This window comes from Bradyrhizobium japonicum USDA 6 (assembly GCF_000284375.1).
Classification (GTDB): Bacteria; Pseudomonadota; Alphaproteobacteria; order Rhizobiales; family Xanthobacteraceae; genus Bradyrhizobium; species Bradyrhizobium japonicum.
The window spans coordinates 8,206,576-8,220,262 of record NC_017249.1 but is presented as its reverse complement, the minus strand read 5'-3'; the positions used below and the strand labels follow the sequence as shown (position 1 = coordinate 8,220,262).

Genomic DNA, 13,687 nt, shown 5'->3' with positions numbered 1-13,687 from the left:
CCACCGCTTCAGGTGCGGATGCGCGCACCAGTCGATCCGTCGTTGATCGACCGGGAGCGGTAGCCCGCGGGTCGCTTCGTCCGATGTCGATACGTTGCGCCACGCCTTCGATCTCGCCCAGGCCATCCTGGACAACAAGCATCTCGACGTGGACTATAAGACCTTCTCGCGACGGACGGTGAGGCACAGCAAGACGCTGGAACGCGTTGAAGGCGTCGTGGTTCGGCTCCTGAGTGGCGTCCTCGAGTTTCCTCCGGGCGCGCGGCCCCGCGAGGCACTGCGGGCGATCGGGCTGGAACGCTTTGCCCCGCCGCTGCTGATCGCGGGTAAGATCGATCTTCTTGGGGCCGATCTCTCCGGAGCCACTCCGCTCATCTCGGGATCGCGCCTAAGGAGGCAGATCATGTCCGCTTCCGGGAGCCGCCGGCGTATGTTTTGACGATCGAAAACTTGGCAAGCTTCAACAGGCACGTCGCCGAGGCCGACGCCGCTCGACTGGGTGCTACGCTGTATGTTGGCGGGTATCCCTCGCTTGCCAGCCAACAGGCCCTGCGCACGATCTCGGCAATGGTGTCCGAACAAACCCCGATCTTTCACATTTGCGCTAACAGCCTCGAGCCAAACGCAAAAGATGCTGACTGACAGGGCACGATAGTCTTCCATTCAACGAAATGGAGTCGTAGCCCGACGAACGTGCCGCCCCAACCCGTCGAGATTGCAGCGACAGCCGTTCAGGCGAGATTAGAGTCGGCCTGCAGCACTGCATCAGCGCAGGAATCGCGTTTCAGCTGCCTCAATCTCGTCCATTCTCTGCAGTCTGAAGAGTTCCTCTATCGTTACAATATCCTTGTGGACGTTCTGGACGCCGCCATCAGCGATGATACGGCGGAAGGTGTCCCTCAAGGCTGTGCTTGAGGCCCGGATCCGAAATTGCCATAACTCATCATCTGGACGTTCCGCAGCAAGGCTCGTAACCTTGGGAAATGTCTTGTCCTCGATGACAACGGAGCTGGCGCCGGTCCTTTCATACTCGCCAATGGCATGGATGACATTGATCGCATTGCCATAGCCTGTGTCGATGTCGGCCACATCGCATAGTGCAGGGTTTTCCGTCTACTTATTTCGATACCTGTCATCCGGCTGTGACACGATGGGTCTTGAAGGCCCGCAGCTTGCCAAAGATTTTCAAGCCGGCAAGGAAGTGCTGCGTGCCGCCAGCGGGTGGTGCCAGCCGGCCTCCCGGTCGGCAACCTGGAGGTGAACGCCTGTATAAGCCTTAGCTCCATCGAGGCGATCGGCGGCGTCTGTTTCGATACGAGGGAAACGGTTTTCGAATTGAAGGGGGCATCATGGACGCCTGGTACACGCGGCTGGACAGCAAACTAATCGAAGTACCAGTTTTTGGTGCAGGAACCGCTTGGAGCGATGGCGAGCACTCACAGTTTCAGAGCCTCCCTGATCCGCGGCACCGTCCGCAGGTTCAGGCGAATGGTTCCATCGTCATCGCCCAGAACACGTGTCCCGGTCAACGGGCTTCGGCTCGTTCGAGTCGAATCTAAATCGTCGCTCGCCTCTAATCCTGTTTGCTAGGGGACAGGGATTACCAAGTTTCCGTTCGGCGGCTCACAACATCAAATCAGTTATCTGGCGGCGCGAAGTGCGCAATTCTTGTCCAAATTCCGACACCGGCACAAAGCCCGTCGGGTTCAAAACACTGGTCGCCGTGAACTGCCGTTGAGCTGTTCATGCGCAATTAGGCGCTTAATGCGCGCAGACGATGCTGGCACGGACGTTGCTACTAAGGGTGCAGCAGTACTGAAAGTGCTGAGCCCACCCAGATGCGAGTCGAGCGATGCTCTCCTTCCTTGAATCGACGTGGCCTGCTCGTGAGAGGACGAGCTTGTTCCTTGTAACTTTGTGTGTCGGCGTGCTTAGCGCTGCGACACCGACATTCGCTACGGCTCTCGTTCGGCAGCCCGTCTACACCACGGCACCCCACTTCTCGGTCGCGGTCGCGATCGGAGATCAGCGAGCACAAAACGTCGCGCAGTCCCTGACAATAACTTTGGAGCGTAACATGACGCTGGGCTTAGAATCCCCAGCTCCCCGATCAAGGTGGAGAACTGGCTGCGTGGTCAACCCCTCACGAGCTTCCAGCCCGGGAAAGTGTACATCGTCGAATTTTGGGCAACTTGGTGCGCACCGTGTGTGGCGGCGCTGTCCGATCTGGTACAGCTGCAAGAGAAATACAGAGATAGCGGAGTTGAGGTCCTCGGAATAGCAGCTGGTGAGCGCGCTCAAACAGCGGAAAAGGCCCGAAGCAAGTTGGACGCATGGTTGACCGAAAAGTTGCCGAATCTCAACTATCGGGTCGGGCTCGACTACACACGCGAAATGGACGAGCTTTGGATGGATTCCAGCTTTTCTATCGGGATTCCCACTTCGTTCGTCGTCGACCGTGATGGCCACATCGCCTTTATCGGTTCCCCGACGCAACTCGAAGAGGTTTTGCCGAAGATTCTGACTGGCAGCTGGCGCATCAGCGATGAAGCGAAAGCCGCCGATGCTGAGCGGATCGCCAAGGGCGAACGCACAATGCCGATCTTCGTCAAATTGACGCCGGCGATGAAGGCGCAGGATTGGGCGAAGGCGCTTTCGGTGGTCGAAGAAGCCGTCGCTGTTCTGCCGGATGACGTGAACTTCCGCGTGCTCCAGGCGGATCTGTTGCTTCACAAAATGCGCGACTTGCAGGCCGGCCTGCCGGTGATGCGCCAATTGGTTCGTGACGCGATCAACAAAAAATCCGCGCTGTGGATGGCCGGGGCGATGCGCCAACTCTTTGATCCGGCGAATGACAACTCTCATTTGCCGCAGGCCGAGCGCTTTGCGATGGGCAATGAGTTATCCGGACACATTCTGGCAATAAATGCTCCGCAACGCGGCGACGCCCCTAAGTTCCTGTCCTATCCGGCGGTCGCTCAGTACTATTACGAGAGCGGCAACAAGGATCGCGCGAGCGAGTTGATCGAGGTGACGCTGAAGTCGCTGGACGGCCCCGCACCTATCCCGGACAACCTGAAACAGGAGGTTATGTCGGAATCGGTCTAAACGCTCGCCAACTACAAGGGTCAGAAGGCTTGCTATGGGTCTGTTTGTGCGACTCCGCAACCCGGAGTCTCGCAAAGTAGCAAAGCGCAAGCGGCCGAGGAGAGAAGATGAAAAAGGGCGACGATCTGAGCTGCTCACTGGTTAATTCGTCCATTTATCCGGCGGGCCATCGGCAATTAACGATCAGCGAGCAGGGCGGTGGATCGTTTGTGGCACGTTGGAGGTTCGGATTGCTATGACCTCCATCCGGATCGACGCGGAGGTGATCTTCCAGGTGAAGTTATGCTGAACACTTCCTTCATCAAAATGCACCTTTGCGTACAGCCATGGCCGGAGCCAGCCGGACATCCCCACGCTTCTGCAGGTGGGCAAAGATGAGTGACGCCGATCCCGCCTACCTGGCTCACACAAGCTCGGATCGCGCAAGCCTGGCTGATGTCTCAGATCGATGCTCTCAGCTACGAGGAGCTCGCAAAGCGTGAGGCGCTTCGGCTAAGCGCTTACGCGAAGAGTGGGTGAAATGGGTAGAAGATTTCGGCCGCAACCCCCAGACTCCGGGCATTTATCGCATCCCTCGTACGGCGCGCCAAGCATTGGGCACATCGGGTCTGGATCGACCGTTTTTTACACCGCGTGCGCCACAAACCCCTAGCGCCATGACCAGTCAAGATGACAAACGACCCGCCGCAATCGGCTTGGTTCTCCCGTTTGCGTTGGAGCACTGGCTGAAGCAGCCAGTCCGTGCCGCGATCATCCTCGTTGGCTTCTTAGGGGCGACGGTCGCCGACCTGTTCATGCCGGTCTATTCCGGCCGTCTAGTGGATGCATTGACGTCGGGCCCCTCCGACCAAGCGGCGCGACATGCGGCACTGATTGCGTTCGCTGGTATCCTCGCCCTTGGTCTGCTCTCGATTATGTTGCGGTTTACGGGCTTGCAGGCGATCGTGCCGTTCACGCTGAAGACCATGTCGGATGTGGCCCGTGGGGCCTTCATGCGCGTGCAGCGCTTCTCAACCGACTGGCACGCTAACTCGTTCGCCGGCTCGACCGTGCGCAAGGTCACCCGCGGCATGTGGGCGCTTGACCTGCTTAACCATACGATCCTGATGGCGTTGTTGCCGTCGCTCGCGGTGCTCGTGGGCTCGACGATCCTGCTCGGCCTGCATTGGCCCGAGCTCGGCGCCGTGATCGGCCTCGGCGCAGTGATCTATGTTGCCATCACGACGGCATTGACGATCGGCTACATCGCGCCGGCGGCGCGGGTCTCCAACGCCTGGGACAGCAAAGTCAGCGGCACGCTAGCGGACGCGCTCACTTGCAATACTGTGGCGAAATCTTTCGGTGCTGAGGCGCGTGAGGATGCGCGGCTTGACAATGTCGTCAGACGCTGGCGGGCGAGGGTGCAGCGCACCTGGCTGCGGTCCAACGGCACGAGTACGGTGCAGCTCGTGATGCTCTTGTGCTTTCGTGCTTCGGTGATCGGCGGCGCCATCCTGCTGTGGATAGCGGGGCGCGCCTCTCCGGGCGACGTCACCTATGTGTTGACAAGCTATTACATCATCCACGCCTATTTGCGCGAAGTAGGGATGCACATCAACAATCTGCAGCGCTCGGTGAACGACATGGAGGAACTGGTTGCCATCTATGGCGAGCCGATCGGAATTGTCGATGCCCCCGACGCCAAGCCGATCGACATTCACGGTGGGATGATCACGTTCGAGGACGTCACCTTCCGTTATGACAGCGATCGCGTGCCGCTCTACGACGGATTGTCGATCAACATCCGCGCCGGCGAGCGGATCGGTCTGGTGGGCCGCTCCGGCTCCGGCAAGACCACGTTCGTCAAGCTGCTTCAGCGGCTCTACGACATCTCCGGCGGCCGGATCCTGATCGACGGGCAGGACATCGCGCTGGCCACGCAACGATCGCTGCGCAGCCAGATCGCGATCGTGGAGCAGGAACCGATCCTGTTTCACCGCTCGCTGGCTGAAAACATCGCCTATGGCCGACCCGGCGCCAGCATGGCGGCGATCAAACAGGCGGCGAGGCTCGCCAATGCGCATGACTTCATCATACGATCGCCGAAGGGCTACGGCACACTGGTGGGTGAGCGCGGCGTAAATCTGTCGGGCGGCGAGCGGCAGCGCGTTGCGCTGGCGCGCGCGTTCCTTGCCGATGCGCCAGTGTTGATCCTGGACGAGGCGACGTCGAGCCTGGATTCGGAATCGGAAGCGCTGATCCAAGAGGCGATGGAACGGCTGATGAAGGACCGCACCTCGATCGTAATCGCGCACCGCCTGTCGACGGTGCGCGGCCTCGACCGCATCCTGGTGTTCGATCGCGGCGAGATCGTCGAGCAGGGCGCGCATCCGGCACTCATCGTGCAACCCGGTGGCATCTATCGCAGTTTGTTCGAGCGGCAGGCCATCGAGTTCGGTCCGCTCTCGGCGGAAGGGGAGCCTAAAACACCGCTGGCCGCATCTCCGTAGCCCTAGAGCTATTTGGCCGTGCTGGAGGGACATGAGCATAGCCTGATAATCCCACATCCCTTTTGCAATGTGGTGACGGAGGCGCGCGTGAGCGTTAATGCAAAGGCGCATGAGGAGTTCTTCCGGACGTGGCTCGCAGATATGGTTGAGCCGGGCCGGCCGTTCGGCTTAAGCGAGGTCCGACGGCGACGGCAGCGGGATCACGGAGGGACGGCGGACGCTGCCGCAGGATGCGCGGGTGCGCGGCCAGGCGCGGCGGCTTGATGTGACCCTGGCTAGCCTCTGCCACCTGGTGTGGGGTAGGTGGTCGCGCGCAGCAGCGGCCGTGAGCAGGTGGTGTTCGCACGGTGCTGTTCGGCCGCATGCATGGCGGCGCCGGTGCCGCCGCACGATGGGCCTGTTCATCAACATTATGCCGCTTGGGCTCGATCTTGACCGCACCGCCGTCGAGGCAAGCCTGCACATCAGGACATGCTCGCCTGCCCGAGTTGGTCGCGCATGAGCATGCCCCACTGGCACTAGGAGTTCTTCAGTCAAGTTCGCATCTGGTTTCTGCCGAAGGCGCAGAGGACCCTAACGACTTCCGCCCAACGTGGTCAGAACAGGTAAGGGGGCGCTAGAAGTCGAATGTCGGCGGGTTTTGCCTATGGCAGAGAACCGCCGCGTCCGGAGGAAAGCCTTACGCGCTTTGCTCATTCGAGTGAGTTTTCAAATCCATGTCGAACATCTGGTGGGGACAGCTGCATCCTCTTCGGCAGGCGGACTAAGAACGATCGCACACCAAGAATCTCGAAGCGCCGGCGCCAATCGATTGTCTCAGCGGGATTAAATCCAGAATTACGCGAGAGCATGGGCGCCTGACCGACCGCATTTGCCGCGCGGCGAACAGGATGGAAGTGGAGCGTCGACCATGATGAGAGGGCTACGCCGGGCTCGTGACGCAGGGAGGGCGTAGCCCGACCGGAGTTACGAGCCCGGCGTCGGCGCGATCCACAGCGGACCGCGCCGACTGGTGATCGCGGCCGGCTGGTTATGCAAGTGGTTCTTCCGCCAAGAGGAATCACTCGCGTGCCAGGCCGACACATTACCGATCACCAAATGAGGCTCTACATGAAGTACCGTCAGACCGATAGCCCACCCGTGGCCGCCGCCAAGGCTTCGTTCAGCACCTCGACCGCTTACCGGATCGAGAAGGATCGACGCCTTCCGTCGCAGAAGAAGGCTCCCCGCGGCCGTCGCCGGCCAGATCCCTTGGCCCGCGTATTTGAGACAGATATCGCGCCGATGCTGAAGGCCGCCCCCGGTGTGCGGCCGGTCACGATCTTCGAGGAGTTGCTCCGACGCCATCCCGAGCTCGGCGCCGGCATCCGTCGCACGCTGGAGCGCCGGATCCGGGCCTGGCGGGCGATCCACGGCGAGGAGCAGGAGGTCATCTTCCGCCAGACCCACGAACCCGGTCAGCGCGGCCTGTCCGACTTCACCGACATGGGCGAATTGGGTGTCACGATCGCGGGCGTACCGCTCGACCATCGTCTCTATTACTTCCGGCTGGCCTATTCCGGGTTTGAGCACGCCCATGTCGTGCTCGGCGGTGAGAGCTTCGTCGCTCTGGCCGAAGGCCTGCAGAATGCCTTGTGGTCACTCGGTGGGGCGCCACGGGAGCATCGCACCGACAGCCTGTCGGCCGCCTTTTGCAATCTCGACCGCGACGCCAAAGACGATCTGACGCGGCGATACGAAGACCTCTGTGCCCATTACGGCATGCGGCCTTCCCGCAACAATCGTGGCATCGCCCACGAGAACGGGGCGATCGAGAGTTCGCATGGTCATCTCAAGCGAGCGATCGGCGACGCGCTGTTGCTGCGTGGCACCGCCGACTTCGACGATCTAGCTGCCTATCGTGGCTTCATCGATGAGATCGCCAGCCGCCGCAATGCCCGCAACGCCAAGCGGATCGACAGTGAACGTAGCGCACTTCAGGATCTGCCGGACCGCCGCACGTCGGACTATGAAGAGGTGATCGTCCACGTGACGTCGTCCGGCGGCTTCACCTTGCGCAAGGTGTTCTACACGGTGCCGTCGCGCTTGATCGGCCATCGGCTGCGGGTGCGCCTGTATGACGATCACCTCGACGTGTTTGTCGGCGGCACGCATCTCCTCACCTTGCCGCGCGGGCGGCCGCATCCCAATGGCAAGCACGATCAGGTCGTCGATTATCGGCACGTGATCCATTCCTTGCGGCGCAAGCCGATGGCGCTCCTCAACCTGGTCTACCGCGACCAGCTGTTCCCCCGGGAAGCTTACCGCCGAGCCTTCGACGTCTTGCGCAAACGCTTACCGGACAAGAAGGCCTGCCGGATCATGGTCGATCTCCTCGCACTCGCCCATGAGCGCGGTTGCGAGGCCGAACTCGCCAATCAGCTCACGGCTGACCTGAACGACGGCCGGCTGCCCGACCTCAACCGGCTACGTACTCACTTCGCCCCGGATCCCGCCCAGGTGCCGAACGTCGTGGTACGCCTCGCACCGCTCGCCACCTATGAATGCCTCATCGGTACCGCCGAGATCGGAGGCGCCGCATGAGCACAACCAACGTAGTCGACACCGCGCGCCTCAATCTGTTGCTCAACGAGCTGCGGCTGCCCGCCATCAAGGCGCTGTGGCCGCAATTTGCCGAGCAATCCGATATAGAAGGCTGGCCGGCGGCGCGCTTCCTCGCCACCATTGCCGAGCACGAGATCGCTGAGCGCGGCCGCCGCCGCATCGAGCGCCATCTCGTCGAGGCGCGGCTGCCTACCGGAAAGACCTTTGACAGCTTCGACTTCGAGGCCGTGCCGATGATCTCCAAGGCGCAAATGACCGCACTCGCCGCCGGCGACGGCTGGCTCGGCAAGGGCGCCAATCTGCTGCTGTTTGGTCCGCCCGGTGGAGGCAAGAGCCACTTGGCGGCAGCAATCGGCTTGGCCCTCATCGAGAACGGATGGCGCGTCCTGTTCACCCGCACCACCGATCTCGTGCAGAAGCTCCAGGTGGCTCGCCGCGAGCTCAACCTCGAGGGCGCCATCAACCGCCTCGATCGCTTCGATCTCGTCATCTTGGACGATCTTGCCTATGTCACCAAGGACCAGGCCGAGACCAGTGTGCTGTTCGAGCTCATCAGCGCACGCTACGAGCGACGCTCTTTGCTGATCACCGCCAATCAGCCCTTTGGAGAATGGAACAAGGTCTTTCCGGACCCAGCTATGACCCTCGCGGCGATCGATCGCCTTGTTCACCACGCCACCATCGTCGAGATGAACGTCGAGAGCTATCGCAGGCGGACTGCCCTCGAGCGAAAGCGTGGTCCAGGGCGGCCACCGGAGCACGCGACACAAAAAACGCTCGCTTGATTGACGCTCCGCGACAATCAAAGCAAACAAAACTCTTGCGCGCGACAATCATCGCGGCGATCATCATCGCGCCGCGACACTGACTCGCCATCCTGATCGCCGCGCTCTTCCGACCCAGATCGTCGCGCTATACGCATTCACAAATGCCGCCGCTTTTATCAGAAAAAGAAACATCGCGACGATTTTCGACACGTGAATGCTTGATGTCGCGCGCGGTGCAAAACTGTCCCCTCGACGTCACGAGGAATTGCCATCGCATGTTTAGTCTAGCGCATGAAAACTCGCGCGCTTGTGGCACTGCACGGGGACCTTGCACAAGCTCTCGGACTGGCGCTGATCGCGGCCACCCATGCACTCGATCATGCCATTCTAGAGTCTCCTGCTACACATAGTGGTCGGCACCAGTAACGCCAAGCGGGTCCGCAAAAGAGGGGTCCCTAGATAGCCACACCGTGTCTGATGTACGACGATGTGTAAAGATACGGACAGAGTGCTTCGGGTGACCACGCTGTAATTTAAACAGTTTCTTCTTTGGCACGACTGATGCTTTTGGGTTAGCCGCCGACGCGCCGGCCGATGGTATCCCCTGGAGCAAGCGCGATCTGTCGATTGATAGCCAAAAGCATGGAGCATCCTCTAGATGACTTCGATGATGACCTCATTCCTCATCCAGACCGAAATGCAATGTAGCTTGCAAAAAGCCGTCCCGATCCCGCAGCTGACGAACGATATTGATAATGATGCCGCATCCAATCGGCCGCACGATCGGTCTTTCCTTTCGAAAATTCGACAGCGACTGCTGTCAATGCTGCCGACGTCCTCACCTCGAACGGTCGTTTGCGTTCTAGCACTGGTGCTGATGCGCGCCTTCTTAATAGATGGCGCCTCAGCCGAGACTCTTGCGAAGTCCATGCCCCTCACCAGCTTTACGCTTGGCAACGGCCTGCAGGTGGTCGTAATCCCTGACCATCGGACACCGGTGGTGACGCAGATGATCTGGTACAAAGTGGGCTCCGCAGATGAGGAGCCGGGCAAATCCGGGCTCGCCCATTTTCTCGAACACCTGATGTTTAAGGGCACGGAGAAGCACCCGCTCGGCGAATTCTCCCAAAACGTGTTTCGGGTCGGCGGCAACGATAACGCCTCGACCTCGGTCGACGGCACCAACTACTACCAGCGCGTGCCGAAGGAGCAGTTGCCGACCATGATGGAGTTCGAGGCCGATCGCATGACCGGCCTGATCCTCAAGAATGAGGACGTGCTGCCGGAACGCGACGTCGTGCTCGAAGAGTACAACATGCGGGTCGCCAACAGCCCCGGAGCGCGGTTGAACGAACAGATCGAGAGAGCGCTCTATCTCAATCACCCCTATGGACGGCCGATCATCGGTTGGCGGCAAGAGATCGAGAAGCTCGATCGCGAGGACGCGCTGGCCTTCTACCGCCGCTTCTACGCGCCGAACAACGCGATCCTGGTGATCGCCGGCGACGTGGAAGCCGCCGACATCCGTCCGCTGGTCGAGCGCAATTTCGGCGCCATTCCGGCCCAGCCCGCGATACCGGCGCGCCGCGTGCGCCCGCAGGAGCCCGAGCCCGCCGCCCCGCGCACCGTCACGCTGGCCGACCCGCTCGTGGAGCAGCCGAGCCTGCGCCGCTACTATCTGGCACCTTCCGCAACGACGGCCGCAGCCGGCGAGAGCGCAGCCCTCGACGTGCTGGCGCAGCTGATGGGCAGCGGCAGCAATTCCTATCTCTACCGCGCCCTCGTGGTCGACAAGCCGCTCGCGGTCTCCGCCAGCGCCAGCTATTCGAGCATCTCGCTCGACCCGACCCAGTTCTCGATCTCGGCCGCGCCGAAGCCCGGCGTCAGCTTTGCCGAGGTCGAGCAGGTGATCGACGGCGTCATCGCAGACATCGCGCAGAACCCGATCCGCGCCGAGGACCTGGAGCGGGTGAAGACCCAGCTCATTGCGGAAGCGATCTACGCCCAGGACGATCAGGCCGTGCTGGCGAGCTGGTATGGCGGCGCCCTGACCACAGGCCTGTCGATCGAGGACATCAGGAGTTGGCCGGACCGCATCCGCGCGGTCACCGCCGAACAGGTGCGCGCCGTCGCGCAGAAATGGCTCGAGAAGAAACGTTCGGTGACGGGCTATCTGATCAAGGACACCAGTGCCGCCAAGCGCGAGGAGAAGCGTTCGTGACCTATCCCTTCCTTCGACGCGTTGCATTCTCGCTTGCCACCGGCGCGGCGCTCGCGCTGGCTACGGTCTCGCCGTCACAGGCGGCCGCAAAAATCCAGCACCTCACTTCGCCGGGCGGCATCGAAGCCTGGTTCGTACAGGATGCGACGGTGCCGCTGATCGCCATGGAATATTCCTTTGCCGGCGGCTCGGCGCAGGACCCCAGGGACAAGTCCGGCGTCGCCAATCTGGTCGGTGACCTCCTCGACGAAGGCTCCGGCGATCTCGACTCCAAGACTTTCCATGAGCGGCTCGACCGCCGCGCCATCGAGCTCTCCTTCAGCGCCACCCGCGATACGTTCCGCGGCAGCCTGCGGATGCTGCGCGACAACAAGGACGAGGCCTTCGACCTGCTCAGGAGCGCGCTGACCTCGCCGCATTTCGACACCGCCGACGTCGAGCGCATCCGCTCACAGGTGATCTCGGGCCTGCGCCGCGAGACCACCAATCCGTCGTCGCTGGCGAGCCGCAAATTCCTGGAGGTCGCGTTCGGCGACCATCCCTATGGCCGGCAGACCAATGGCACGCTGGACAGCGTGCCGACCCTCACGGTCGCCGATCTGAAGGATTATGTCGGCCGCGTGCTCGCCAAGGATGGGCTGAAGATCGCGGTGGTCGGCGACGTCGATCCCGAGACCCTCGGCAAGCTGCTCGACCACACTTTTGGCAGCCTGCCCGCAAAAGCCAAACTCACGCCGGTTCCCGACATCGAGGCGGCCAAGCCGCCACAGCGCGCCTTCGTTCCACTGGACGTGCCGCAGACCGTCATCACCTTCGGTGGCCCCGGCGTGAAGCGCAGCGATCCCAACTTCATGGCGGCCGATGTCGTCAACCACATCCTCGGCGGCGGCGGACTGTCGTCGCGGCTCTATCGCGAGGTGCGCGAGAAGCGTGGCCTCGCCTATTCGGTGTTCGAATCGCTGCTCTGGATGGAGCATTCGGCGGTCGTTATCGGCAATACCGGCACCCGCGCCGACCGTGCCGGCGACACCATCGACGCCATCGAGAAGGAGGTACGCCGCATCGCCGAGGAGGGCCCGACGCAGAAGGAGCTCGACGAGGCCAAGTCCTACCTCAAGGGCTCGCAGATGCTGGCGCTCGACACCTCCTCCAAGCTCGCCCAGGCGCTGCTGCAGTACCAGCAGGACAAGCTGCCGATCGACTATATCGAGAAGCGCAATGCCCTCGTCGATGCGGTGACGCTGGATGATGCCAAGGTCGCCGCCGAGCGGCTCTGGGGCCAGGGCCTGCTGACGGTCGTCGTCGGCCGCGCCCCGCAGGCCGCCGCGCAACCGGCGGCCACGTCGCCCAAGTCGAATTAGCAATTCGAACTAGCAGTCGAACTGACCGCTTCTTGCTTCCTGAAATGGCCGGGCCCGCCCCGGCCATTTGCATTTCCCATGACCGCCATTTGCCGAACGTGGACGTCCGCGATATGTCCGGACATCACGAACGGTGCCATCATGCTGCGGATATCCCGCGAACTCGTCATCGACGAGGACGACTCGAGATCGGCTTTGTCCGCGCCTCCGGCCCGGGCGGGCAGAACGTCAACAAGGTCTCGACCTCGGCCCAGCTGCGCTTCGACACGCGCAAGCTAACCTTGCCCGAGGATGCCGCGATCCGGCTCGCCCGCATCGCCGGCCAGCGCATGACCAAGGGCGGCGTCATCGTGATCCACGCCCAGCGCTTCCGCACCCAGGAGCGCAACCGCCAAGACGCCGTCGGCTGCCTCGTGGAAATCCTCAAAAAGGCCGTGGCGCGGCCGAGGCCGCGCCACGCGAAGCGGTCGACCTTCGCCTCCAAGCAGCGCCGTCTCGAAGGCAAGAGGCGCCGTAGTGACATCAAGGCAAAGCGCGGTCGCGGCTTCGTGGTTGCGCCAGCGTGTCTGCAGCAAACTGGGCTGTCGATTGCCGATCACGCCGCGGGGCCGACCCGACCTCGATATCGGTAAGATCCCGCCACTTGGTAGGTACCCATCGCACCGTGCTCTGTGGTCAAAAAACCCGATCCACGTGCAGATAGCGTCAGCTGGTAGTGATCGCGATCACCATGCTGGCGCCGCGAGTGGTGCGAAGAGCTCCGCAATAGGTCGCTCAGATCCAGGCCCACTCATCACCGCACTGGCGCTCTGCAATGCTGTCGCGCACAGCGAGTTTTCGAGTCACTCGTTGCGACTCTATGTACGGATCGGACGGTTGTGCCTCCAATTGATCACAGCTGTGAAGCCAACCCGCGTGTTTGTTTGTTTCGTACAAAGTTAGTGCGCCGTTCACGAGCTCGATCAGGCATTGTTTGGCGAGAGCGGAATCATCCGTATCGCGACGCTAGTCAGCTGGTCAATCGATCGGTGGCGTTCGAGGTGGCCCCGCAAGTCAAGGATGAATTGGGGGCGAAAGCAGTTGGTAGTCGTCGGAAAACGTCGAGCCGACTTCTTTTGAGTTGAGGCAACTTGGAGG

The 13,687-nt window shown here is 61.7% G+C and carries 9 protein-coding genes and 1 pseudogene; 9 read left to right on the top strand and 1 reads right to left on the bottom strand.

Features of this window, described 5'->3' with window-relative positions:
• Positions 1-94: 94 nt before the first annotated feature.
• Together BJ6T_RS38130 and BJ6T_RS48845 are read left to right on the top strand one after the other, a co-directional pair.
• Positions 95-439, top strand: coding sequence for a hypothetical protein (locus tag BJ6T_RS38130; protein WP_014497905.1), 345 nt, complete (start codon positions 95-97; stop codon positions 437-439).
• Positions 436-642 (top strand): hypothetical protein, encoded by a 207-nt coding sequence (locus BJ6T_RS48845; RefSeq protein WP_028170465.1) that lies wholly within the window; start codon positions 436-438, stop codon positions 640-642. The genes BJ6T_RS38130 and BJ6T_RS48845 overlap by 4 nt, the downstream gene beginning before the upstream one ends.
• A gap of 123 nt (positions 643-765) precedes the next feature.
• Here BJ6T_RS48845 and BJ6T_RS38125 read toward each other — a convergent pair whose 3' ends face one another.
• Entirely contained in the window at positions 766-1,089 is a 324-nt protein-coding gene (locus BJ6T_RS38125; protein ID WP_014497904.1) for a hypothetical protein, read from the bottom strand.
• A gap of 1,026 nt (positions 1,090-2,115) precedes the next feature.
• On the opposite strand from BJ6T_RS38125, the gene BJ6T_RS38120 reads away from it, so the two are divergent.
• From BJ6T_RS38120 to arfB, 7 genes and pseudogenes are all read left to right on the top strand, one after another.
• On the top strand, positions 2,116-3,108 hold the full coding sequence (locus BJ6T_RS38120; protein WP_014497903.1) for a TlpA disulfide reductase family protein: 993 nt from the start codon (positions 2,116-2,118) through the stop codon (positions 3,106-3,108).
• Between the two features lie 656 nt (positions 3,109-3,764).
• Complete coding sequence (locus BJ6T_RS38115; protein ID WP_028170463.1) at positions 3,765-5,597, top strand: ABC transporter ATP-binding protein; 1,833 nt, start codon at positions 3,765-3,767, stop codon at positions 5,595-5,597.
• 1,068 nt (positions 5,598-6,665) lie between these two features.
• Positions 6,666-8,180 carry an IS21-like element ISBj11 family transposase gene (gene istA / locus BJ6T_RS38110; RefSeq protein WP_028170462.1) on the top strand — a complete coding sequence of 505 codons (1,515 nt, stop codon included), beginning with the start codon at positions 6,666-6,668 and terminating at the stop codon, positions 8,178-8,180.
• Positions 8,177-8,986: an IS21-like element ISBj11 family helper ATPase IstB gene (gene istB, locus BJ6T_RS38105; protein ID WP_014497900.1), complete on the top strand. Its 810-nt coding sequence runs from the start codon at positions 8,177-8,179 to the stop codon at positions 8,984-8,986. The genes istA and istB overlap by 4 nt, the downstream gene beginning before the upstream one ends.
• Before the next feature lie 859 nt (positions 8,987-9,845).
• The gene (locus BJ6T_RS38100) at positions 9,846-11,189 is read left to right on the top strand and encodes a M16 family metallopeptidase (RefSeq protein WP_225895103.1); all 1,344 of its coding nucleotides are present in this window, start codon (positions 9,846-9,848) and stop codon (positions 11,187-11,189) included.
• The gene (locus BJ6T_RS38095) at positions 11,186-12,550 is read left to right on the top strand and encodes a M16 family metallopeptidase (RefSeq protein WP_014497898.1); all 1,365 of its coding nucleotides are present in this window, start codon (positions 11,186-11,188) and stop codon (positions 12,548-12,550) included. Before BJ6T_RS38100 ends, BJ6T_RS38095 begins: the two co-directional genes overlap by 4 nt.
• Before the next feature lie 141 nt (positions 12,551-12,691).
• Positions 12,692-13,098: pseudogene (arfB, locus tag BJ6T_RS38090) on the top strand (alternative ribosome rescue aminoacyl-tRNA hydrolase ArfB); the annotation flags it as partial.
• Positions 13,099-13,687 lie beyond the last annotated feature (589 nt).

What these genes read in the sequence shown, in the direction of transcription:
- BJ6T_RS38115 (WP_028170463.1), top strand. Translation starts at nt 3,765, where the DNA reads ATGACCAGTCAAGATGACAAACGACCCGCCGCAATCGGCTTGGTTCTC.
- istB (WP_014497900.1), top strand. Translation starts at nt 8,177, where the DNA reads ATGAGCACAACCAACGTAGTCGACACCGCGCGCCTCAATCTGTTGCTC.
- BJ6T_RS38100 (WP_225895103.1), top strand. Translation starts at nt 9,846, where the DNA reads ATGCGCGCCTTCTTAATAGATGGCGCCTCAGCCGAGACTCTTGCGAAG.